The sequence below is a fragment of the Pedobacter nototheniae genome, from assembly GCF_032678625.1.
Taxonomy (GTDB): domain Bacteria; phylum Bacteroidota; class Bacteroidia; order Sphingobacteriales; family Sphingobacteriaceae; genus Pedobacter; species Pedobacter nototheniae_A.
In genome coordinates this window covers 285,555-308,658 of record NZ_JAVTSO010000006.1, presented here as the reverse complement: position 1 = coordinate 308,658, position 23,104 = coordinate 285,555, and the positions used below count along the sequence as shown (strand labels likewise).

Sequence of the window (23,104 nt, the reverse complement as noted above, 5' to 3'; positions counted from 1 at the left end):
AGTCCCTTTTCGGGACTTTCTCTGCAAAAACAAAAAATTAGAAAGCGCCTAATTCAGCAATTGACGCAAATTGCAATCCGTCATATGCTGATTTAGCAATAATCTTAAAATAGCGTATTGACCTTACCGTTGTTAAATTAAAATATTGAGGTCCATTAGCATTAGCTGCGACAAAATTTCCTTCAGATGTAAATGTTGTTCCGTTGGTACTGGATAAAATTTCAAAATCTTTAACAGCCCGTTGCAGTCCACTCCTTTGAGTTAAACTTATTCCTTGTACACTTTTTACCGCATCCATATCTATAACAATTTCATGCGGATAAGCGGCGGCTGTTCCTGTCCACCGCGAATGCCAATAGGTAGATGGGTTATCATCAATTACGGTATTGGCCCTTCCGTTTATGGTTCCTTCACCAGATGTTTCTTCCGAGCTAAAAGAAGCAACAGACCAACCTTGTTTACTCAATTCGTTTTTAGAAGAAAAGGTTAGTACAGGTATATTATTTACAAATGCATAATTGTAAGCGTTTTGACTAATAGACCCATTTTCGTGTACCAGGCGGATCCTTAATTCGTAAGGATTGCCGTCTTTATATTTAAACTCACTCACGGGCATTTCTACATAAAAACTATCGGTTCCTATCGTTTTAGATTCCCAGGTAACCGCGTTATAATCCCGGTTTGCTCCTGTCCCTTCGTTATTCACATTGGGATCGTTATAGTATAAAATGCTGTTTACTTTTACGTCGGTTTTAAATCGTCCGGAAAGTACAATTGCTTGTTTTGAGGCCGAATAATCAGCATGTATTTTTGTTATTCCTGCATTTACAGTACCATAATATGTTTTATTGTCATTATTAAAAATCTGATTAGAATTTAAGGTAGCAGCATCAGCAGCTGTTAAAAAAGTCGGCGATTTACCTAAAGTTCCATTTCCAGCCCACATTAAAGCCATTCCCTTATTGGGGTCGTTATTTTCAGAAACCTTCTGACAGTTATGCGGCAAATTTAATCCATGCCCAAGTTCGTGTACCATACCACCAAACCAAACGCTAAAGCGATTTCCTAAAGCATCTGTTTTGCCTAAATTAGCAATATCCATTTCTTCGTAATCGAGTACAAAGCACCATTTTCCAAGGCCAAAAAAGGGTCCACCGCTTGGATTACCATCTGATTTAATGAGATAACGCGGTATGATAACCAAAGAATGATCGCTGGTTTTATCTTCAGGGTGTGCAGTAAAATAGCTGTTTATTTCAGCCATTACATTGTTTGCACCCGTATCGTAAGAATAATCTGCTTTGCCTTTTGTACCGTAAATGGTGATAATTTTAACATTGGTTTTATTGGCATCGGTATATAAACCAAAAGTTTTGTTTGCATAACCGTTTAAAGTCATTTGATTTTTATACCAATCCTGTGTCCAGATCATTAAAGCACTTAAGCGGCTCTGGTAGTTTAAAACGGGAGTTACATCGTTTGGAACAAAATAGACCAGGTTAAGATTTCTCGACTTATCAGAAGTAAATGTTCCGGGTGTTGGCCCCGAAACAGACGATCCCGTTATGGTTATATCTGCTTTAGCAGGTTCAGCAGAAACCTCGATGTTTTCTTTTTTACAAGCCGACATCATTATGCCGGTCATTAATAGTAAATTAATTAGTTTTTTCATAGGTAGATATTTTGTTGTTTATAAAGGTTAGCTTCTGCAGATGGGTAGATTTTGCCGCAGCAGTTTTAATTTCCAACATGGTAATGCTGATGTATTGGTATGATGCTCCTGAGAAACGAACGGAGTAGCAAAATGAATCAAATTAAGATAATTTCCGATAAAAAGATTGTGTACATCCGTTTCGGTTAGCTGTTTGGCATCCATCATCTTCGAGTTTTAGTTTAGTCTATTAAGAACTAAACTAGCTATTGAAACCAAAAATAGAATGTAAAAACAAAGCACAAACGTTTGACTAAGCTTTAGATATTAAACCTGGTTATATTTTCTGCTTTACCCAGAAACCTTATTTTCGAAATAAAATTCATAAAAAAGGAGGAAAACGCTATGCTTTTCATGCTTTTACTAAAAACATTACAATAGTTCTGACTCTTTACAGGCTCTATAAACGAATAAAAGGAATGAAAAACATTCCTTTTATCTAAAAAAAATTAAGTCAGCATGCGCAATCAAACGTTTGTGTTAAAATTTATGGCTACTGATTTTAAATTCTTTAACGCTTTCCAAAATCCTGTGTCCAGAACGCGCCCTGCCTTGCAACGCCCATTTCAGTAACCTGGGCATTCATAATATTTTTACAATGACCCTCGCTTTGAATCCAATCATTGAAAACCTGTTGTTCTGTGGTTTGACCTTGCGCAATATTCTCTCCATATGCTACCCAGGTATAACCCATGGCCGTTAACCTTTGCCCGGTATTTTGCCCATTAGATGAATCATGCGTAAGCACATTTTTTGCTGCCATATCCTTGCTATGGCTTATTGCCGCTGAGGCAAGCGTATTGCTCCAGGATATTGTAAGAACCGGAGGCATAACAGTTGTACCACAATTGCAACCAGATACACGGATATTGTTAACCAGTTTTAGCAACAAATCGTTATTAATATTCGTCACAACAGTGTTATCAATATCAACCTTTTTAGTATCGGTTTCTTTTTTACAAGAGGATGCAAAACATAATATAATGCATGCAAGTGGGGTAAATATGAATTTCATAACAGTAATTTGATTGCTCTAAAATAAGTGTAATATCATTAATGATGGCTTTCTTTTTTAAAAAAACAATTCCAATTTCATATTATTAATAATCCAGCGCCTGAAACAATCAAGAGTGAGGGAAAAAACGTGCAAAAAAAAGCCCCGGATTAAAATCCGGAGCTTTTTTTATTTGCTTGAAGAATCTTCTTCTTTAGACTCTTCTTTTTTAGATTCGCCTTTTCTGTGATGAATGGAAATGAGTTCTGTTTCTTTATCATAATCGATTTCTAAAACATCTCCTTCTGCCAATTCACCTTTCAGAATTTCTTCTGCAATCGGATCTTCCAAATATTTCTGAATTGCTCTTTTTAAAGGGCGGGCTCCAAAATTACTGTCAAAACCTTTTTCAGCAATATAATCTTTAGCATTTTCTGTTAATGCAATTTCGTAACCTAAGTTATGAACGCGACCGAATAAAGCTTTTAATTCAATATCAATGATTTTGAAAATTTCTTCTTTACCCAAACTGTTGAATACAACTACGTCGTCAACACGGTTTAAAAATTCGGGCGCAAATGCACGTTTCAAGGCACTTTCTATTACGCCACGGCTATGAGATTCGGCCTGATTGGTTTTTGCTGAGGTAGAAAAACCTACACCCTGTCCAAAATCTTTAAGCTGACGTGCTCCGATATTTGAAGTCATAATGATGATTGTATTTCTAAAATCAACTTTACGTCCTAAACTATCTGTTAATTGTCCCTCGTCTAAAACCTGCAATAAGATATTGAATACATCCGGGTGAGCTTTTTCAATTTCATCCAATAAGATTACAGCATAAGGTTTTCTTCTAACTTTTTCTGTTAATTGTCCACCTTCTTCGTAACCTACATATCCCGGAGGCGCACCCACTAAACGTGAAACTGCAAATTTCTCCATATACTCACTCATGTCAATCTGGATCAGTGAATCGTCACTGTCAAACATAAAACGTGCAAGTTCTTTTGCCAATTCAGTTTTACCAACACCTGTTGGACCTAAGAAAATAAATGAGCCAATTGGTTTTTTAGGATCTTTTAATCCGGCTCTGGTTCGTTGAATAGCCTTGGTTAATTTCTTAATTGCATCATCTTGTCCGATAATTTTTTCCGCAACTTTATCGTACATATTCAATAGCTTCTGGCTATCGGTTTGTCCAACACGTTGTACCGGAATGCCAGTCATCATGGCCACAACTTCGGCTACATTATCTTCTGATACTTCGTAACGTTTAGTTTTGGTTTCTGCTTCCCACTCAGCTTTGGCTTTATCTAATTCTTCAATTAAATTTTTCTCGGTATCGCGAAGTTTTGCTGCTTCCTCATACTTCTGACTACGAACAACCTTGTTTTTCTCTAACTTAATATCTTCGATTTTAGCCTCGATATCTATAATATTTTGAGGAACATGAATATTGGTTAAGTGAACTCTCGAACCGGCTTCATCCAAAGCATCAATAGCTTTATCCGGTAAGAAACGATCAGAAATATAACGTGAAGTTAAAGTAACACAAGCTAAAATGGCCTCATCGGTATACGTTACACCGTGATGTTCTTCATACTTATCTTTAATACGCGTTAAAATCTCTACAGTTTCGTCTGGTGTAGCAGGTTCAACCATTACTTTTTGAAAACGTCGGTCTAAAGCGCCATCTTTTTCAATGTACTGACGGTACTCATCCAAAGTAGTTGCACCAATACATTGGATTTCTCCTCTGGCTAATGCCGGTTTGAACATGTTCGAAGCATCCAAAGAGCCTGATGCGCCACCTGCACCAACAATGGTATGAATCTCATCAATAAATAAGATCACATCAGTTGATTTTTCAAGTTCGTTCATTACAGCTTTCATACGCTCTTCAAACTGTCCACGGTATTTTGTACCGGCCACTAACGAAGCTAAATCTAAAGTAACTACGCGTTTGTTAAACAATACACGGGAAACTTTGCGTTGTACAATGCGTAAGGCTAAACCTTCTGCAATGGCTGATTTACCAACACCTGGTTCTCCGATTAAAATCGGGTTATTCTTTTTACGGCGGGATAAAATTTGAGATACCCGCTCAATTTCTTTTTCACGGCCCACAATCGGGTCTAAACGACCTTCTTCTGCAGCCTTGGTTAAATCACGACCGAAATTATCTAAAACAGGTGTTTTGGATTTAATATCAGAAACTTTTTTAGGTGTGCTAAAAGCTTCATCTTCGCGATAATCATCATCGCCACCTGTTGAGGCACTATTAGAGATATCATCTCTGAAACCGTTTTTATTCACTTCTACCTCCTGTTTAAAAACATCATAAGTAACGCCGTATTGCAATAAAATTTGTGAAGCGATGTTATCATCATCCCGCAAAACCGAAAGCAATAAATGTTCGGTACCAATTAAGTCACTTTTAAATATCTTAGCTTCTAAGTAAGTAATTTTTAAAACTTTTTCTGCCTGTTTCGTTAAAGGAATATTTCCCAGATTAACGGTAACACTCGAAGTACCACGAACGGCATCTTCTATAGAGCGACGTAATTTACCGGTATCAACCCCTAACGATCGTAAAATTTTTATAGCCATACCATCCCCTTCGCGGATGAGGCCCAACAATAAATGTTCGGTACCAATGTAATCGTGCCCTAAACGCAAGGCCTCTTCTCTACTAAAAGAGATTACATCTTTAACCTGTGGTGAAAATTTTGCTTCCATAATACCTTTCTTAAACAGCTCGCCACTAATCTATAAAATAAGTTTATAAAAACGAACGTGCTGTTTTGTTTATTTTATCAACAATTGCGCCATATCAGTGGATAAAAGGCAGATAAACCAAAAACCAATGCATTAAAAACAGTAATAATATATCGTTATGGCTCTTCCCCTATTTACGTAAAAAGCCTTTTTATGGGTTTTGAAAAAGGATAATTTAGGTTAACTCCCTGTTAAATTCATTTTGTCGGTTTTTTGTAAGGATTATATAAAGCAAATAACCTGACAATTTGTTGCTTTTTCTTACTGCAATTTACAACTTTTGACAGTATAAATAAAGTAGAATGACATCTTTTAGCAGAAAATGCATTCAAAAATCTGGAATTAACAAATCATTCCATTTGATTATATTTGGAGCACTCCGCGTCACGGCTTATTTAGTACGCTTTATTTAAAATTAATTCCAACTGATACTTTGAAACCATTAGCCATTTTATTCATTTTTTTAAGCTTAAACGTTTCCGCCCAGGTATTAAGAAAAAAAACCACGTTATTAATGGGCAGTAAATTTGACATTACCATTGTAGCTCGTGATGCAAAAACTGCAGACAGAAATATAGATACCGTCATCCACGAAATCAGTAGAATAGAATTTCTGATTTCTGACTGGAAACCCGAAACACAAATTTCGGAAGTGAACAGAAATGCAGGCATTAAACCGGTTAAAGTTGATAAAGAAGTATTTAACCTTGCCAAAAGAGCATTGTACTTATCCAAAATTACGGATGGTGCCTTCGACATTAGCTTTGCCGCAATGGATAAAATCTGGAAGTTTGATGGATCTATGACTGAAATGCCAAGCCCTGAAGCGATTGAGAAATCCGTGGAAAAAGTAGGCTATAAAAACATCATTCTGGACAGCATAAATTTGACCATTTTTCTTAGGTTAAAAGGCATGAAGATTGGTTTTGGTGCATTAGGAGAAGGTTATGCTGCCGATAGATGTAGAGATATGATGCTTAAAAGAGGAATTAACTCGGGTATCGTGAATGGATCGGGCGATATGAGTACCTGGGGCAAACATCCTAACGGCCATAACTGGACCATCGGCATTACGAACCCTTTTCATAAAGATAGCCTGTATGCAGTTGTTCCTTTACATGGCGGCGCCGTGGTTACTTCGGGTAGTTACGAAAAATTTGTAATCCTTAATGGAAAAAGATATTCGCACATTATTAATCCGGTTACGGGTTATCCGGCTACGGGTTTATCGAGCGTTACTGTTTTTGGACCAGATGCCGAACTTGCAAATGGCTTTAGCACATCCATGATGGTTTTAGGAAAAGTGGCAGGACTTAAATTCATTAACAAATTCCCTAAATACAGCTGCATGATGTTTGGCGATGATGGTCAGGTTTTCCACTCGGACAATCTTAGTCAGAAAACAATTAATAAATGGAAAAAGAAATTGTAAAACAATGTGGCCGTCTCAAAACGTAACGCGCTAATCTATTTTCAAATCAAAATACTAATAACAGTCCATAAGTATTTGTTTACGCGACTGATAATAGCTTATGCTTTTACCTTCCAACTGCTGGCAATGGGCCTCAAGCCAGTTAACAACATCATTTTGCATACTTAACGAACCGCATAGCATAATTACGCCCCCACTTTTCAAGGTTTGAAAGACAAAGCTTTCATCTTTCGCCAATAAATCTTTAACATATTGTTTTTCACCTTCACGCGAGTAAGCTACGTTTAACTTACTCAGTTTCTCCATTTCTATATTTAATGCACTTTTGTAAAGCCCGAAAGAGAGTTCATTTCTAAAACCGCAATAAAGGTGAATATCCCTGCCTTTGCTATGTTGATCGAGCATGCCTAAAAATGGTGCAATCCCTGTTCCGTTCGATACCATAATCACTGTTTTGGCTTTTTCGGGAAAGTGGAAATGTTCGTTTTTAATGATTGTCGCATTTAACGTTTGTCCAATTTTAAGCTTGTGTAAAAAGCCAGAACCTAAACCACCTTCATGAAGCTTAACGCTTAACTGAACATCCTTCCCGATCCTGCCAATAGAATATTGCCGTTCTCTGTAATCGTTTGCCGGATAAATAGCCAGCAAATCGCCTGAGGTAAATCGCTTTCTCTTTTTTGGGCTAAGCCGGATAATAAATGAAGTTTCTGCATGAGCAGAAACTTTTTTCTCTGTTACAGAAAACTCATGTGTTTTTACGGGTTTGGCTTCCAAAAATTTCGACAATAAACTTAGTGTCATGTTAGAATTCTGGGCCCATAAAGTTGCCCACCTTGTAAATTCTTCGGGGGAACGATCATTTACGGTATGAATCTCCAGTAACGGTTTTGCCCACAACTGATGCGAAAGTGCATTATTAACTTCATAACCAAATTTGCAAAAATCAGGATACGCATGAGAACCAAAAGCCACTACAGCAAAACTTATTAAATTGGGCTGTTCGTATTTTTCTAATAATGCTTTAAATTTAGTTGAATTTGTAGGTGCTTCACCCTGACCATAAGTTGCCGTAAAAACCAACAACTGCTGTGCTTTAGGGAAAATCTGGTAATCATTGAGTTCGCCCATAAAAGAAATTTGCCCGTTTTTTAGCAATTGATCGTGTATGGCTTTTGCGAAGCGAAAAGTAGTTCCATTTTCAGAACCTACTAAAATAACAAAAACAGCTTGTTCTGCTTTGTATTTGTTTTTAATCCGGTTCGATCTGCGTTTCCACATAATTACAAAACCCGAATAAATAAAGAATAGAATATTTGCTGAAGCTACGGCCAATAAGATTGCCCAAATTGCACTTCCTCTGCCTGTATGCAAATCCATACTCAAATTATTCAACAAAGTGGCTTTTGAGTACGCCTGTTCTGTTAATATTTCTCCCGTAATCTGGTTAACGGTAACCTCCTTATCATCAAGCTTAAGTGTAAAATAATCTTCAACATCTTCTGAGAATGGAAATTCAATTAACTGAAGTTTGCTTAATGGGATATTTTTAAATACTTCAAAATCATTGATTTTTTTTGCAGACGTCGTTTTCAAGGCATCAAAATCAACCTTGTGCACAATTTTCTGTTCTTTAATAATTCCGAAGCGTTGGAGCGATAAAAATGTTCCGCTTAAAGAAATGAGGATGATGGGAATAAGCATTAACCTACCCAATACAACATGATAATACTGGGCAAAACCATCCTTTACAATTTTACCGAAAAACTTTTTCAGGCTCCGTTGTCTTTGAATAATCAATATCGTTCCGGAAGTGGCGATAAGAAATAAAAGAAAAGCCGTTAAACCTACAAAAAACCGCCCGGTTTCATGCAAAAAAAGCGACCGGTGTAAAGTGGTTGCCCACCTGAAAAATTCGTTCTCTTTCCCTACTTTCCCTAAAGATTTTCCCGTTTCAGGATTAACATAAAACTTTCCCGATTGATCGTTTAAATCTGTTCCGTTAACCATTACAAATTGATTGGCATCAATAGTAACATCGCTAATGTCGGTATATGATTTTTGAAGGGTTGGAATAAGCCCTGCTACAGTAAGCTGATTAAAATTTTTAGCTTTATAAGGTTGTGTTTTCTCGGTTACAGGTTTGAAAGAGAGCACAATTCCTGTAACGGAAGCTAAGGTTATAAAAAGAAAAGAAGATACAGCCAATGCTAAGTGGCTGTATCTCCAAATTGAAATTGTCATTTATTAAGCTTTTTTAGTTAGCGCTTAAACGAACGTATCTGATGTAACCGGTACCTTCAGTTTTAGCAGCTAAACCCTCTGTAGTTAAAGGAATTTCTACATCTTTAGTGTAATATTTATTGTCTTCAACAGCTGTTTCAAAACGCAATTTATAGCCTTTATTTAATTTAGCATCTTCAATTTCCAAAACCGTTACGCTACGGTCGCCCCCAGTAACCGATGCACCAGTTACTGCGCTGATGTTGGTTGGTTTTTTCTTGAATGCTTTATGCCATTCTTTAAGATCGGGATACCATTTTTTATCAGAACCCATTATATATAGTGTTTTCTCATAGCCACCTTTTGCATCAATTAAGGAAACCACAATATAAGCACCCTCGCCCATATAATTGGTCATTTGCACCATGCACTTATATTTGGTTGTTTTCTGTGCAGAAGAAAACCCTGGAATTGAAATAACCAACACTAAAGCCAGGCATAATTTATAAAAGTTATTCATTTTATTATTTTAAAAAATCGATTGATATTTTATTCTTGGTTAAAAATTCGTTCTCTGAGGCCAGATCGTAAGGCGTTTCTTTAAAGTCTGTAGCAATGTCTTTTTTAGCACCAACAGAAATTAAGTATTTCATCAACTCTGTGTCTTTGGCGGTCATAGCCGCTTTATGCAAAGCAGTATACCCCTCTTTGTTTTTCAAATTGACATCCACTTTAAAACCTTCAACCAGTTTAACTAAAGCCAGGTCATTTTTAGCAACAGCCAAATGGTAAAGCGAATTTCCATTCGGTTGCACAGTACCGATATTAAATCCTTTATCGGTTAAAATTTTAAGTTTTGCATTAAAATCTTCCATTCCACGCGGACTATAAGCCTGAAAAAGATAATACGCCAAATTGTTGCCATCTTTATCAACCGCATTCAAATCGGCACCTTTATCTAAAAGGAACTTTACTGCGTCGCCAGTGTTATTGCGAACAGCCATAGCTAAGGCAAAAACACCTTTAGTATTTGTTTGATTGATATTTTTTACACTTTTTGAAAGCAATTCAAGGCTGGCTAAATCCCTGTTAAAACCAGCAGCATTAATAAAAGCCGTGTTTCCGTCTTTATCTGCCTGGTTAACATCTACTCCCTTCGAAAGAAAATAATTGATTACTTCGTCTTGTTTTGGTTTGCGGGCTATGTAAAATAAAGCATTCTCGCCATTGCTGCCAATTACCGAAGGCTTTAATTTAAGTCCTTCTAAGTACTGAAAAACAGCTAAACCGTTTGAAGTACCACGACCACCCTGTGCAGCCATTAAAATTGCATTATCGTTGTATTTAACGCCCTTTGCAATCAATTTGTTCATCAGTTCGATGTTTCCGCTTTTTGCTACATAGTTAAAAGCAGTATTTCCAGCCGCATCTGTACTGTTTAAGCTCAAGCCTTTTGAGGTAAAATAATCCGTTAGCTTAAAATCTTTATCGTTAGAAATGGCAATTAAAAGTGCATTTGCACCATCATGATTCAGGTCTTTTTTAACATCGGCGCCTTTTTGAATCAATAAATCGTAAACTTTAGTATTGGGCTGCCCAGCAACCGCAGCAAACGTTAATGGTGTGTATCCGTGGCTATCCTGAATATCAATCTTAGCCCCATTTTTCAAAAGGTATTCCATGGCCGGGATGTTACCCTTTGATGCCGCCGAAAACAAGTAAGTTCTGCTGTCGTGCAATAATTTATTCGCGCTATTTCCAGGCTGAGCCAAAAGAAATTCTATGGTTTCCTGTGGTGCCTCATTATTAATGGCAAAAAAGGCCGCATCGAACGACATTTGATTTAACTGAGAAGGGCTGTTGCCTTTTTCAATTTCAGCTTTGACGGCAGCAAGGTCTGTATTTCCTTTCCAGAACGACTGCTCAAGAAGCGTATTTTTTTGAGCCTGTGAACTTAAAGCAGCCATTGCAAGAACAGCTAAAAGAATTTTTTTCATTTTTTGAGCTAAATAGTTTTGATAATGATTCGATAGCCAACCTGTTATTTTAGGCAAAAAGAATTTTGGCTAAGTTAACAAGAATCATTCTAAATAATAGAATGTAAAATCATTTTATTTTAATAAGTCAACTTAGTGGCTTTTTTTTAGTCAGTGATGGTGAAAAAACAAATAATACCCCCCTTTTTCCTATTCCAATAGCATGATCAGAATTATTAAATGGTAATTGGAGGCATCCGACACTTAAACTTTCTCGTTTTAAAATAAAACCTTTGGTTAACTACATAGCTTCCTTATCTTTGCAACCATTTATACGAACTGTAGGGCTCAAATTATTTAGTTTTGAGGCATACCTTGGTTTATTATTACAGAAAAATTAAATTTTAAAGCATATATACATGTCTGACGAGAAGATCATATTTTCAATGGCGGGTGTAAATAAGATTTACCCCCCACAAAAACAGGTTTTAAAAAATATTTACCTTTCTTTCTTTTACGGTGCAAAAATCGGTGTGATTGGTTTAAATGGCTCTGGTAAATCATCTTTACTAAAAATTATTGCTGGTTTAGACAAAGCGTACCAAGGTGAAGTAGTTTTTTCGCCTGGTTATTCTGTTGGTTACCTTGCTCAGGAGCCAATTCTTGATCCGGAGAAAACCGTTCGCGAAGTGGTGGAAGAAGGTGTAGCAGAAACAACAGCCATTTTAAAGGAATATGAAGAGGTTAATGAAGCCTTTGGATTAGAAGAAAATTATTCTGACCCTGATGCCATGGATAAATTAATGGCGAGACAAGGTGAATTACAAGATAAAATTGATGCTTTAGGTGCCTGGGAAATTGATTCGAAATTAGAAAGAGCGATGGACGCTTTACGTTGTCCTGATCCTGAAACTAAAATTGGTGTACTTTCTGGTGGTGAGCGTCGCCGTGTGGCCATGTGCCGTTTGTTATTGCAGCATCCTGATGTTTTATTACTGGATGAGCCAACCAACCACTTGGATGCCGAAAGTATTGATTGGTTAGAGCAGTTTTTACAAAATTACGAAGGTACTGTTATTGCCGTAACTCACGATAGGTATTTTCTGGATAACGTTGCAGGATGGATTTTAGAATTAGACCGTGGCGAGGGAATTCCATGGAAAGGAAATTACAGCAGCTGGTTAGATCAAAAAGCAAAACGTTTATCGCAGGAAGAGAAAACAGAAAGTAAACGCCAGAAAACATTAGAGCGTGAGCTTGAATGGGTACGTATGGCACCAAAAGCACGTCACGCTAAATCCAAAGCTCGTTTGGCTAATTACGACAAACTGGCATCTGAAGATGGAAAAGAAAGAGAAGATAAATTAGAACTTTTTATTCCGGCAGGGCCACGTTTGGGTAATGTTGTAATTGAGGCTACAAATGTAACTAAGGCCTATGGCGATAAAATTTTATTCGATAACCTGAATTTTTCTTTACCTCCTGCCGGTATTGTTGGAATTATTGGCCCCAATGGCGCTGGTAAAACTACTTTATTCCGTTTAATTACCGGACAGGAAGAAGCTGATGCCGGAACTTTCCGCGTAGGCGAAACAGTAGAACTGGGTTATGTAGATCAGATGCATAATGATTTAGATGCGGATAAAACTGTATACGAAAACATTACCGACGGGTTAGATAACATTCAACTGGGCACTAAAGCAGTTAACGGTCGTGCCTATGTTTCTAAATTTAACTTTAACGGTGGCGATCAGCAGAAAAAAGTAGGCGTCCTTTCGGGTGGAGAACGTAACCGTGTACACCTGGCCATTACCTTAAAAAAAGGGGCTAACGTATTGCTACTGGATGAGCCAACCAACGATATTGATGTAAACACTTTACGTGCTTTAGAAGAAGCATTGGAAAACTTTGGTGGTTGCGCAGTTGTTATTAGTCACGATAGATGGTTCCTGGATCGGATTTGTACACACATACTTGCTTTTGAAGGCAATTCTGAGGTATATTTCTTTGAAGGCAATTATTCTGATTACGAAGAAAACAGGAAGAAACGTTTAGGTGATATTACCCCGAAACGAATCCGATATAAAAAATTAGATTAGCAGAAAAGTCCTGATGAAAGTCAGGACTTTTTGTTTACACAGGTTTTATTTTTATAGCCCTTTAGAAAATGTTGAACCTTTTGCTGAATCAAAAATTCGACCTTCAAAATAACAAACTTGACTATTTAAACTTTTTGCCTCCAAAGTTATTGATGTTGTAACTTAAACTTGCCTGCACAAAACGGCTGATAAACCTAGTCCTGTTTTCGGATATGGAATTGTTGTTAACCGTTGTTCTGAAAAGCGATCCCTGGTTAAACAAATCATTCGCCTGTACAGAAAAACTGAGCCTGTTATTTTTAAGAAAATATTGATTGAAGCCTAAATTTACAATTAAAGGATTACCATTATTAATGTTAAATCCAAAATTAAGGCTTTTTGATACGGTCGAATTTACTCTAAACTTCGGGCTAAAAATATAGGTACCACCGAAATTCATACTTAATATCTGAATATTTTTAATGTTTTGATTCTGTACAGAATACGTATTGGAGCTGTAGCTGTAATTTGCACCCATGTTTAAAGAATACTTCTCTTTATTTAAACTAAGCCTCGCCCCGTTTGATATATTAATGCCACCACTCTTATTCAAAACATTATCGGTATAGAAAACATTATGACTATAGGCTACATTTCCATTATACGAAATGGAAAGTTTATTATCCATAAACCGCTGAAAGATGGAATAGTTTCCGCCAATATTATACACGCCATTAACATTTTCGAATGTAGTTTGTTGCTTAAAACTGTTCAGTGTATCTGTTAAAAAAATAGTATTGTTTACCACACTGTTAAACGTAAAAGTACCTGTAAGGCCCAACATTAAACTAAAGCCAGATTTTAAATTGTTTTGGTTATAATCGAGATTAACAATATGCGTTGCAGTAGCTTTAAGGTTAGGATTACCTACTACAATATTCTGCACATCGCTGGTGTTTTTAACCGGCTGTAATTTGTTAAAATCAGGTGCATTTGTATAACCATTATAACCAAAGGAAAGGCTTTTACTATCTTTAATCAAATAGCTTAAATTGGCGCTAGGTGAAAAATTAAGCTGAAAATTCTGCAACCGTTCTCCGGTTTTTTCATATTTCCCCGTTATAATGCTGGGCATAAAACTAAATCCGAAACTGTAACTCAGATTTTTATTGTTGCTGCTGTAACTCAGGTTTAAAGTTTGGTTGATAAAGGTTGATGCATAATCTAAACCGAGAGAATCGACCTCTTTGGCATTACCAACCTGATCGAACACCATTGTATTTTGGAGATTTTTTGTTTTGCTGATGCCAAAACGATAAGAAAACGTAATAAACCTTGAACTTATCGAATCTGCATTGGTATTTAATGAATTGGCAAACTGAACATTGCCCCCAAAGTTGGTACTCAGCGTATTACTGTTTACCAGCCGGTTAAGTAAAGAGTCTTTCACCAATATATTTGTGGTTTCGTTGTAGTATTTAATAATATCTTCTATACTACTACTGGATATGCCCTTGTTTCGGCCAAAGTTAATGCTTGCAGAAAGCGATTTTTTAGCATTCAGCAGTTTCCTCGACCAGTTAACATTTCCACTAAAGTTTGGTGTCTTTTGTTCTGATCCTGACTTTGAAAATAAATCTTGTTTTATATACCCTGTTTTATTCGAGGTAGAAAAGGCATCTGTTTGGTTTTCGTTTAAAACACCCGAAACAGCTGCATTCAAATAGTTTTTATCATTAATCAGGTTTAAGCCAAGGTTTAAACTGTTATTGGTTGATTTATTATCGTTAGAACTTTGCCTCAAATCGTTAATAATACCCATAGGATTAAACGTTTCTAAAAAGCTGGATTGGATTGATTTGGTATCAGCGTTGGAAAAAGTATACCCTCCGTTAACGGTAAGCTCTTTAGATACTTTATTTCTAATATTTGCATTTATGCGTTTGTTATGGTTATCGGTAAACTCATTATCCGTTGTTCCATAATTTGCCCCCAAACCAATTTGTTTTGATTCGCGCCATATATTGCCGTTAAAATTAAAATTATAGGCGTTACTGGTTGCAGCATTAACATCAGCATTGCCAAAAACACCTTTATTCATACCTGGCTTGGTGATCAGGTTGAGCATTTTTTGAGGAGCCCCGGTTTTAATGCCTGTAAAATTAGCTTCATCACCATAATCTTCAATCACCTGTAGTTTGGCTACAAGATCAGCAGGCAATTGCCTGATGTAATCCTGTACGTTGCTGGTAAAAAAATCTTCGCCATTTACCCGCAGTTTATTCATTGGCTTACCCATTGCTGTAACAGCACCATTTGCATCAACCTCTACCCCCTGCAACTGTTTCAGTAAATCTTCGATTTTATCATTTTGCCTGATGGTATAGGCCGCTGCATTATATTCTACTGTATCCTTTTTCAAAACAATAGGATCTACTTTAACTTTAACCTCTACCTCTTTTAAGGTAATGCTCTCGGCTTTAATTAAAATCGGGTCCAGAATGATATTTTTTTGCAGTTTATCTATATCGTAGATGATTACGAAGGGTTTATAACCAATGCCGCTTACATAAATATAAAATCTGTTGCTGCGTACATGATTGAAAGCAAAATTGCCTTTTGAATTTGAATTAACCTTAAGCGTGTCTACATTAGTAATTAACTGAACATTAACACCTTCTACTGGTCTTTTCAAAGAATCCAATACATTGCCCGATACTTTACGCTGTGCCTGAGATTTAGCGCTAAAGCCTAAAGCAAAAAATAAAAAAAATAATAGAAAATATAATCTATTACTTTTTCTCATCCCTCGGACCTCTTTTGTAAATGACAAGGCCATTTAAAAAATTGCGTAGAATCTGATCGCCGCAAGGTTTAAAGTTTTCATGGTCTTCGCTCCTAAAAATATCGCCCATTTCGGCTTTGGTTACTTTTAAGCCAACTAAGCCACAAATTTTAATAATATCTTCAGTTGTTAAAGATAAGGCTACCCTAATTTTTTTTAATATCTCGTTATTACTCATGTTTAATATCTAATATGGAAATTTTTAACCGTTTCCGGTTACCGGGCAACTTCCAGCTTTAATTTTTTCCCTTTAATCTTTTCGCCCTGCAAAGCTTTTAACAGCTTATCAACCACATTTCTTTTTACAGCGACGAAACTTGTACTGTCTTTAACTTCTATTAAGCCCAGTTCTTCTTTTTGCAAACCGCCTTTCTGTAAAAACAAACCTACAATATCAATTTTATTTATTTTATCTTTTTTACCATGGGCAATATATAAAGTTTGCCAATCACTTTGTTCAGGTAATTTATAATGGTTGGCTAAAACTTCTTCCTCTATTTTTTCTGGCAGGTATTTATAGTATTCTTCCGGGGTTAAAATAGCATAGGCTGTTCCTTTAGCATTCATCCTCGCCGTACGGCCATTTCGATGAATATAAGCATCCTCTGTATAAGGCAACTGATAGTGAACAATGTGCTCAACCTCAGGAATATCCAAACCGCGGGCAGCTAAATCGGTTGTAATTAATATTTTATGGCTGCCATTTCTGAATTTCAACAATGCTTTTTCACGGTCGTCCTGCTCCATACCTCCATGAAAAACATCGTGCCCTAACCCATGTTCAAAAAGCAAGTCGCTTATGCGGTCTACCGTTTCCCTATGGTTACAAAATACCAAAGTATTTTTATTTCCTATTTTGCTTAATAATTTAAATAAAACATCAAGTTTATCGGCTGCCGGAGCCATTACTTTTTTGAGTTTTAAATCTGGTTTAACTTTGGCATCCTTCGAATAATCGATTTCTACCTGTTTAGCCAGTTTAACAAAAGCAGGGATTTCGTCCATTTTAGTTGCCGAAGTAAGAATGCGTTGCTTTAACGAAAGCATAGCACCAATGATGTACGACATGTCAGCTTCAAAACCAAACTCAAGTGCTTTATCAAACTCATCTAAAACTAAAGTTTCAATGGTTGATTCATCAAAATTCTGATGCTCCAGATGGTAGGCAATTCTGCCTGGCGTACCAATTAATACCGCCGGTGGATGGGCAAGATTATTTTTCTCTATCCTTACGGCGTGCCCGCCATAACAACAGTTTGCTTTAAATGGCGTACCCATTTGTTTAAAAACCTGCTCAATTTGCAATGCAAGTTCTCTCGAAGGCACTAAAATTAATGCCTGAACGCCTTTTTGCTCTGCTTTTAAATTTGCCAATACAGGCAAAAGGAAAGCAAGTGTTTTACCTGATCCTGTTGGGGCAATAAGTACGAGATCATGACCAGCTTTTGCTGACTTAACAGATGCCTGTTGCATTTGGTTAAGTGCTGATATGTTTAATCTTTTTAGGGCATTTTCTATCATTATGCCATAAAGATAAGCATTTATACCATTAGCTGACGGCTTAGAGATTTAGCCTTTAAAGAATCTTTTCCTTAATTTTCTGAGTGCCGTAAAATTTAACCGTTTATCTAACAGCATTAACATTTTACCTCTTTGAGAAATAGAATAGGTAACTTTTTCATTTACAGCATCAACTGATGATAAAATCCTTTCGGTTAGCTCCCCTGCAAATTTATTGGCTCTGCTTTGTTGTAGTAATTGACATTCCTGGATAAGCTCAATATTCATAATGGATGTAATTTGGTTAAACAATGTTTAAATATAACGATTGCCAAGTGAATATTGTTGCAAAAAATATCAGATTATACCATTTGAAAGCATTAACTTGTTGATAATTAGATTTATGTTAGCAAATAAACAACGGTTAATTAACATGAATTTAATTTATTGCGCTTATTTTTATAAAAACCTGATTACCATTTGTTAACCTCAAAAAAACATCGTGTATGACCTGGAAAAAATTTAGTGGCGAAATTATTCACTCTTCAATTATTGAGGAAGTTGAAAAAGCAATTATCAGAGAAACAGAAAACGGATACAAATTAAAAGTATGCATTGGTACAGACTCTCAAGTTAAAGGAAGCATTACCGATTTTGCTACCGTTATTGTATTGGTTAGAGAACATCATGGCGGCTTTATGTACATTCATCAGGAAAAAAGTACACAACAAGTCGGCATAAAAGAACGTATGCTGATGGAAGTGCAAAAATCCATTGAAACTGCCTATTCTATTTGCGATTTACTGGATCTTTATAATGTTGCTTTAGAAGTTCATGCAGATATAAACACCAACCCGTCATTTAAATCAAATAAAGCTTTAAATGACGCGATGGGCTATATTTTAAGCATGGGTTTTATTTTTAAAGCCAAACCAGAAGCTTTTGCAAGCTCTACCTGTGCCGATAAAATGGTGCATTAATGATAAAAATCTGATTCGGAAACTGGTTTGCGCTCCCCATCACCAAGGCTATATTCAAGCTGTAGCGTATAACCACCTCCGCCTTCTATAAATAAAAGTTCGAAAGGGTGATATCCTTTGCCTAAAGCAATTTGGGCAGATTTTTCTATTGCGCTATGCAAACCGTCATTATCAATTAGCAGTTGATGATTGATGTACAGGTTGCTGCCATCATCGGCTTTTAAATAAAAAGTATAAATTCCTTCCCTGGATGCATAAAAATAACCTGTGTGCCGGGTACCAAAAGATGGCGCTTTATCTTTTACCGGAATATCGATTTTTGCGGTAACGGCAGAATCAGTCCTGTCACTTTCATTAATTTTTGTAACCGATTTATAGTATTTTGGATAGTAAGAAAATTTCAATCCTTCCTGTAAGCCGGTAGCCGCAATTCCTTTTTGATAAGATTGCTTTTTATAATTAACTTCATATACCTCGCCAGGATTCCCATTAGGCCTAAAAGCGGCTATTTTAATTTGTTGCGCTTTATTAATCAGCAGTGGGCCACTGTAAATTTTAGAACTTTTTACCGGGGTAGATCCATCTGTTGTATAGTGCAAAACTGTACTTTTTAAGGGATTACTTAATTTTAACCATACCTGATCTACAAATACACTTTGAGGAGAAAACCCATTTATATCAGGCATGCGATAATTTATATTCATGGCATCGAGCATGCTGTACTGGTTGTTTGTACGCTCCAAAAAATTTTCCCATCCGGTCGTATTTCCAGCCCAGGCAACCTCAGAAAGGGCAAGCAAACGTGGAAAAAGCATATACTCTAACCTACGTAAAGAAGGAATTTTTTCTGACCAGGCCGCAGCCTGAACGCCTAAAATTAGCTTCTTTTCTGCATCCGTTAGGTTATAGTTATACGGATCAAACGAATACACTTTTTTTAACGATCCTGCATCCTGAGGGGCATCAAAATAGCAAAATTCGCCGGGCAGCATAATCACCTCATTTCCTTTTTCGGTTGCTTTTTTAGGTGCGCCCGGCACCCAGGCCCGCCAGTACATCATGGTAGCCGTGGCTGACATTCCACCCTCAAGCATCTCGTCCCAACCAATTAACTTTTTACCTTTACTGATGAAAAATTTTTCCATCCTGTGTACAAAATAACTCTGTAATTCTTCCACACTTTTAAGCCCTTCGCGTTTCATCAGTTCATCACATGCTGGAAGTGTTTTCCAGCTGTCTTTTTCAACTTCATCTGCACCTAAATGGATGTACCTGCTTGGAAAAAGAGCTGCAACTTCTGTAAATATATTTTCGGCAAATTCAAATGTAGTTTCTTTACAGGGGCATATTGGTTCAGAAAAATCTTTACCAGGCCCACCAGTACCGGAAGCCGTTAACCACGGAAATATTTTTGAAGCCGCCATCATATGCCCGGGCATATCTATTTCTGGTATTATCTCTACACCACGGTCAAGTGCATATTGAATAAAGTCCTTCATTTCGCTCTGGGTGTAAAAACCACCGTACATTTTCTTACCGTTAATTGTTTTAAAGTTTTTCTCCGGCAGGTTAAAATCAGTATTTGTTTTAGCCATTTCCAAACAAGCAGAATCCTGGTTATTTAAAGTTCTCCAGGCACCCTTTTCAGTTAATTCGGGATATTTCTTAATTTCTATTCTCCACCCCTGATCATCAGTAAGGTGCAAATGCAGCTTATTAAACTTATATAAAGTCATCCTATCCACCATTAAACGTAATTCTGCCAAATCGAAGAAATGACGGGCTACATCTAAATGAACTCCCCGCCAGCTAAACTTAGGGTGATCTTCAATTTCAGCACATGGAATTTCAGCTTTTTTGTTGTATAGAGATGCACCTGCCAGTTGTTTTAAAGTTGAAACTGCCCAAAAAGCACCTTCTAAACTGGCAGCCGATATGGTAATTTTATTTGGGTTTACCAATAACCTATAACCTTCATCAGCTTTAATATTTTTATCCTGAACAATTAAAATGAGGTTACTTTGTTCAGAAACAGATAGATTTGCAGCAGCAGTGCTCAATTCTTTTTTTACAAGTTCAAATGATGCATCGCCCGATAATTTAATTGTTGTATTTTTAAACCAGTGGAACGATCCTTTTATAGGTTTAAGTTTTACCGGCGCTGGAACAATAGCATAACGGTTAATTTCAGACTGAGCAAAAACAGGGAAACTTCCGCCAAGACAGAAAAGAAGAAGAAATAGCTTAATTTTCATTTGGTTGTTGTATTTGGAACTAAAATAGATAAAATATTTGTCTTCAAATGCACATACTAAAAGTGTATCTTTCTAAAAATCGCATTCTCTAACCAACAAAACATGTTTAATCGTGTTAAACAATAAAAAGCAATTTGAAAACTTACAGATTAGAATTCAGACAAAAAATACCGCTTGATTTAAATCATACCTGGGATTTCTTTTCTTCCCCGTTAAACCTGTCCGAAATAACGCCAGATGATATGACCTTTGAGGTAACCTCTCCTGGTATGGAGCAAGCTAAAATGTATCCGGGGCTTATTATTACCTATAAAGTTTCGCCGCTTTTAGGAATCAAATTAAACTGGGTTACTGAAATTACACATGTTAAGGATAAAGAATACTTTATTGATGAACAACGCTTTGGTCCATTTGCATTTTGGCACCACAATCATCATTTCGAAACCATTGAAGGCGGCGTTTTAATGCACGATATTTTACACTACAGCATTGGCTGGGGCCCGATTGGATTGATTGCAAACCATATGATAGTGGCTAAAAAAATAAATGAGATATTTAATTTCAGGTATAAAAAAGTAGAAGAACTATTTGGCAAACTTTAATAATGTTATTCTTAAACATTATTAAAAACCGTTACCCTTTTCGCATTTTATTACCAGTTTTTCGTGGAAATTGTTTCGGCTTTCTTCTTAGTTTTTTCTTTTAAACTGGTTTCCAAAACCTTTTTAAATTCTTCTCCTAATTTGATAGTTTTAGTATAAGTACTGTTTACAATATCTTTCCAGGCTGCAGCATTTAATTTGCCTGGTGTTTTTTCTAAAGGCGTTGCTATTGGTGTTGCGGGTACATAATTGCCATAACGATCGCGTTGGTAAGGAATAAATTCAAAATCAGTTAACCAAAACCTATATTTTCCATTGCGTACTTCGACGGTAAATTTATAGTTTACTTCGCCACTCGGATGACTGGCCACCAGAAGTGTTTTATCTATAACCATCTTTCCTGAAGCAAATATTGAAGTGTCGGTTTTGCTTTCCAGCTTTATATTTTTAGCATTAAGTTTATCAAAGAAAAGAGCTGCACGCTCCATCAAACTATCCTTAAGCAAATTTTTCGCATCTACTACTTCATAATAGATATATTTTCCACGATCATCAAGCGCAAATTGCTTTTGCTGTGCAGAGACACAAAAAAAAGTACAGGTTAAAATGGAAAATAAAAGGTATTTCATTAGGCTTTTTGGGTTTGAGGTATCTGAATTACGAATGTAACAAAAAGCCGTCAGCAAATTTACTAACGGCCTGTTGCAAAAAGTTTATATTAAAAAGCGTAAACAGCCGCTAATGAAAACTGACAGGCGTTTGGTGCAGCAGTGCCATTTTTACTTTGAAAAGGTTTATCTCCATTGTGATCCAGTCTTACTTCTGGAATAAAAGTTAGTCCGCCCGATTTAACATTAGCAGTTAAAGTTAAACCTGTATAAGTTGTTTTATCGGCACCTTTGGTTTTGTAATATTCACCTCTTAAACCTAAGATAACCGCATCACTCAATGCATATTGCGGATATAATGCAACGCCTGCATAACCTTCATCGCTACTTTTTTTATCATAATTTGCTGCATTTAGACCCAGCTTAAATGCTTTGGTCATCTGGTAAGCAGTGGTCAAATCTTCAATCGTACCATAACCATAAGGATCTGCGCCAGATAACACATTCAGGTATGCAGTCCAGCCTTCAACAGGCGAAACCGTTAGCTGTCCGCCGATACTCGAAACGCCCCTTGTCGCTTTATATAAATTCCAGTCGTTAAATAAACCAGCCATTAAACTTACCTGATCCGAAAATTTATAAGTAGCCTTAATCCCGGCATTTTGGAAAGGACCTGCACCGAACAAATAAGAAGTTGAGTAGTTAAAATTTCCAACCGGAGAAATCACTTCGTAGCCCACAAAAGTTCCCATATATCCGGCAGTCATTGAAAATTTATCCGTGAATTCATAATTAATATATAAGTTTTGAATGTGGAAGTTATTATCATCAGTGCCATCGCCATTTGGAATGGATTGGTACTGACCTCTGGGGCCAAAAGACAACTCACCCACAAAAGAAGCTTTACCTGTTTTTTTCTTCAATGCTATATCAAGCATGCCAAGCGATATGGAATTATGATCTGATGCAAAGTAAGTTCCGATATTGGGCTTTTTGGCAAAGTCATATTTATAATAAGTATCAACCGAACCGGAAATTTCCAGTGGTGATGATGCCTCTTGGGCCAGGGCACACGTAGTGCTGGCTATGCTAAACATAGCGGTTAAAAATTTCTTCATTTGA

General features: G+C 36.6%; 17 protein-coding genes. 4 read left to right on the top strand and 13 right to left on the bottom strand.

The window, feature by feature from the left end; genetic code table 11:
* Positions 1-37: 37 nt before the first annotated feature.
* The 3 genes from R2Q77_RS17875 to R2Q77_RS17865 all read right to left on the bottom strand — a co-directional run bounded on the left by R2Q77_RS17875 (position 38) and on the right by R2Q77_RS17865 (position 5,444).
* The gene (locus tag R2Q77_RS17875; RefSeq protein ID WP_316805092.1) at positions 38-1,672 is read right to left on the bottom strand and encodes a discoidin domain-containing protein; all 1,635 of its coding nucleotides are present in this window, start codon (positions 1,670-1,672) and stop codon (positions 38-40) included.
* 550 nt (positions 1,673-2,222) lie between these two features.
* The gene (locus tag R2Q77_RS17870) at positions 2,223-2,726 is read right to left on the bottom strand and encodes a CAP domain-containing protein (RefSeq protein WP_316805091.1); all 504 of its coding nucleotides are present in this window, start codon (positions 2,724-2,726) and stop codon (positions 2,223-2,225) included.
* Positions 2,727-2,894: 168 nt separating this feature from the next.
* Entirely contained in the window at positions 2,895-5,444 is a 2,550-nt protein-coding gene (locus R2Q77_RS17865) for an ATP-dependent Clp protease ATP-binding subunit (RefSeq protein ID WP_316805090.1), read from the bottom strand.
* A 553-nt stretch (positions 5,445-5,997) separates the two neighbouring features.
* Between R2Q77_RS17865 and R2Q77_RS17860 the strand changes: the two genes are divergently transcribed.
* Positions 5,998-6,915: an FAD:protein FMN transferase gene (locus R2Q77_RS17860; RefSeq protein WP_316805089.1), complete on the top strand. Its 918-nt coding sequence runs from the start codon at positions 5,998-6,000 to the stop codon at positions 6,913-6,915.
* Positions 6,916-6,969: 54 nt separating this feature from the next.
* Here R2Q77_RS17860 and R2Q77_RS17855 read toward each other — a convergent pair whose 3' ends face one another.
* Genes R2Q77_RS17855 through R2Q77_RS17845 form a run of 3 tightly spaced genes read right to left on the bottom strand, consistent with a single transcriptional unit; the run spans position 6,970 to position 11,135 of the window.
* A complete protein-coding gene (locus R2Q77_RS17855; protein WP_316805088.1) occupies positions 6,970-9,159 on the bottom strand; it encodes a PepSY domain-containing protein in 2,190 nt (729 codons plus the stop codon).
* A 13-nt stretch (positions 9,160-9,172) separates the two neighbouring features.
* Complete coding sequence (locus tag R2Q77_RS17850; protein WP_316805087.1) at positions 9,173-9,658, bottom strand: DUF2271 domain-containing protein; 486 nt, start codon at positions 9,656-9,658, stop codon at positions 9,173-9,175.
* Between the two features lie 4 nt (positions 9,659-9,662).
* Positions 9,663-11,135 carry an ankyrin repeat domain-containing protein gene (locus R2Q77_RS17845; protein ID WP_316805086.1) on the bottom strand — a complete coding sequence of 491 codons (1,473 nt, stop codon included), beginning with the start codon at positions 11,133-11,135 and terminating at the stop codon, positions 9,663-9,665.
* Between the two features lie 398 nt (positions 11,136-11,533).
* Between R2Q77_RS17845 and ettA the strand changes: the two genes are divergently transcribed.
* On the top strand, positions 11,534-13,213 hold the full coding sequence (ettA, locus tag R2Q77_RS17840) for an energy-dependent translational throttle protein EttA (RefSeq protein ID WP_316805085.1): 1,680 nt from the start codon (positions 11,534-11,536) through the stop codon (positions 13,211-13,213).
* Between the two features lie 121 nt (positions 13,214-13,334).
* Here ettA and R2Q77_RS17835 read toward each other — a convergent pair whose 3' ends face one another.
* The 4 genes from R2Q77_RS17835 to R2Q77_RS17820 are packed head-to-tail and all read right to left on the bottom strand — an operon-like array spanning position 13,335 to position 17,825.
* Positions 13,335-15,998: an outer membrane beta-barrel protein gene (locus R2Q77_RS17835; RefSeq protein WP_316805084.1), complete on the bottom strand. Its 2,664-nt coding sequence runs from the start codon at positions 15,996-15,998 to the stop codon at positions 13,335-13,337.
* Positions 15,985-16,215, bottom strand: a complete 231-nt coding sequence (locus R2Q77_RS17830) for a DUF1456 family protein (protein ID WP_131535769.1) — start codon at positions 16,213-16,215, stop codon at positions 15,985-15,987. The genes R2Q77_RS17835 and R2Q77_RS17830 overlap by 14 nt, the downstream gene beginning before the upstream one ends.
* A gap of 38 nt (positions 16,216-16,253) precedes the next feature.
* A complete protein-coding gene (locus tag R2Q77_RS17825; RefSeq protein WP_316805083.1) occupies positions 16,254-17,558 on the bottom strand; it encodes a DEAD/DEAH box helicase in 1,305 nt (434 codons plus the stop codon).
* A 48-nt stretch (positions 17,559-17,606) separates the two neighbouring features.
* Entirely contained in the window at positions 17,607-17,825 is a 219-nt protein-coding gene (locus tag R2Q77_RS17820; RefSeq protein ID WP_316805082.1) for a hypothetical protein, read from the bottom strand.
* Positions 17,826-18,043: 218 nt separating this feature from the next.
* Between R2Q77_RS17820 and R2Q77_RS17815 the strand changes: the two genes are divergently transcribed.
* Positions 18,044-18,517: a ribonuclease H-like YkuK family protein gene (locus R2Q77_RS17815; protein WP_316805081.1), complete on the top strand. Its 474-nt coding sequence runs from the start codon at positions 18,044-18,046 to the stop codon at positions 18,515-18,517.
* On the opposite strand, the gene R2Q77_RS17810 is transcribed toward R2Q77_RS17815, so the two are convergent.
* On the bottom strand, positions 18,514-20,772 hold the full coding sequence (locus tag R2Q77_RS17810) for a family 20 glycosylhydrolase (protein ID WP_316805080.1): 2,259 nt from the start codon (positions 20,770-20,772) through the stop codon (positions 18,514-18,516). The two genes, R2Q77_RS17815 and R2Q77_RS17810, sit on opposite strands and share 4 nt — an antisense overlap.
* A gap of 134 nt (positions 20,773-20,906) precedes the next feature.
* On the opposite strand from R2Q77_RS17810, the gene R2Q77_RS17805 reads away from it, so the two are divergent.
* Positions 20,907-21,374, top strand: a complete 468-nt coding sequence (locus R2Q77_RS17805; RefSeq protein WP_316805079.1) for an SRPBCC family protein — start codon at positions 20,907-20,909, stop codon at positions 21,372-21,374.
* Positions 21,375-21,424: 50 nt separating this feature from the next.
* On the opposite strand, the gene R2Q77_RS17800 is transcribed toward R2Q77_RS17805, so the two are convergent.
* Together R2Q77_RS17800 and R2Q77_RS17795 are read right to left on the bottom strand one after the other, a co-directional pair.
* Entirely contained in the window at positions 21,425-22,003 is a 579-nt protein-coding gene (locus R2Q77_RS17800; RefSeq protein ID WP_316805078.1) for a DUF4468 domain-containing protein, read from the bottom strand.
* 89 nt (positions 22,004-22,092) lie between these two features.
* Positions 22,093-23,100 carry an outer membrane beta-barrel protein gene (locus R2Q77_RS17795; protein ID WP_316805077.1) on the bottom strand — a complete coding sequence of 336 codons (1,008 nt, stop codon included), beginning with the start codon at positions 23,098-23,100 and terminating at the stop codon, positions 22,093-22,095.
* Positions 23,101-23,104: the final 4 nt, after the last annotated feature.

Coding starts and splice junctions, on each gene's coding strand:
- R2Q77_RS17875 (WP_316805092.1), bottom strand. CDS start 1,672: ATGAAAAAACTAATTAATTTACTATTAATGACCGGCATAATGATGTCG.
- R2Q77_RS17870 (WP_316805091.1), bottom strand. CDS start 2,726: ATGAAATTCATATTTACCCCACTTGCATGCATTATATTATGTTTTGCA.
- R2Q77_RS17865 (WP_316805090.1), bottom strand. CDS start 5,444: ATGGAAGCAAAATTTTCACCACAGGTTAAAGATGTAATCTCTTTTAGT.
- R2Q77_RS17860 (WP_316805089.1), top strand. CDS start 5,998: ATGGGCAGTAAATTTGACATTACCATTGTAGCTCGTGATGCAAAAACT.
- R2Q77_RS17855 (WP_316805088.1), bottom strand. CDS start 9,159: ATGACAATTTCAATTTGGAGATACAGCCACTTAGCATTGGCTGTATCT.
- R2Q77_RS17850 (WP_316805087.1), bottom strand. CDS start 9,658: ATGAATAACTTTTATAAATTATGCCTGGCTTTAGTGTTGGTTATTTCA.
- R2Q77_RS17845 (WP_316805086.1), bottom strand. CDS start 11,135: ATGAAAAAAATTCTTTTAGCTGTTCTTGCAATGGCTGCTTTAAGTTCA.
- ettA (WP_316805085.1), top strand. CDS start 11,534: ATGTCTGACGAGAAGATCATATTTTCAATGGCGGGTGTAAATAAGATT.
- R2Q77_RS17835 (WP_316805084.1), bottom strand. CDS start 15,998: ATGAGAAAAAGTAATAGATTATATTTTCTATTATTTTTTTTATTTTTT.
- R2Q77_RS17830 (WP_131535769.1), bottom strand. CDS start 16,215: ATGAGTAATAACGAGATATTAAAAAAAATTAGGGTAGCCTTATCTTTA.
- R2Q77_RS17825 (WP_316805083.1), bottom strand. CDS start 17,558: ATGATAGAAAATGCCCTAAAAAGATTAAACATATCAGCACTTAACCAA.
- R2Q77_RS17820 (WP_316805082.1), bottom strand. CDS start 17,825: ATGAATATTGAGCTTATCCAGGAATGTCAATTACTACAACAAAGCAGA.
- R2Q77_RS17815 (WP_316805081.1), top strand. CDS start 18,044: ATGACCTGGAAAAAATTTAGTGGCGAAATTATTCACTCTTCAATTATT.
- R2Q77_RS17810 (WP_316805080.1), bottom strand. CDS start 20,772: ATGAAAATTAAGCTATTTCTTCTTCTTTTCTGTCTTGGCGGAAGTTTC.
- R2Q77_RS17800 (WP_316805078.1), bottom strand. CDS start 22,003: ATGAAATACCTTTTATTTTCCATTTTAACCTGTACTTTTTTTTGTGTC.
- R2Q77_RS17795 (WP_316805077.1), bottom strand. CDS start 23,100: ATGAAGAAATTTTTAACCGCTATGTTTAGCATAGCCAGCACTACGTGT.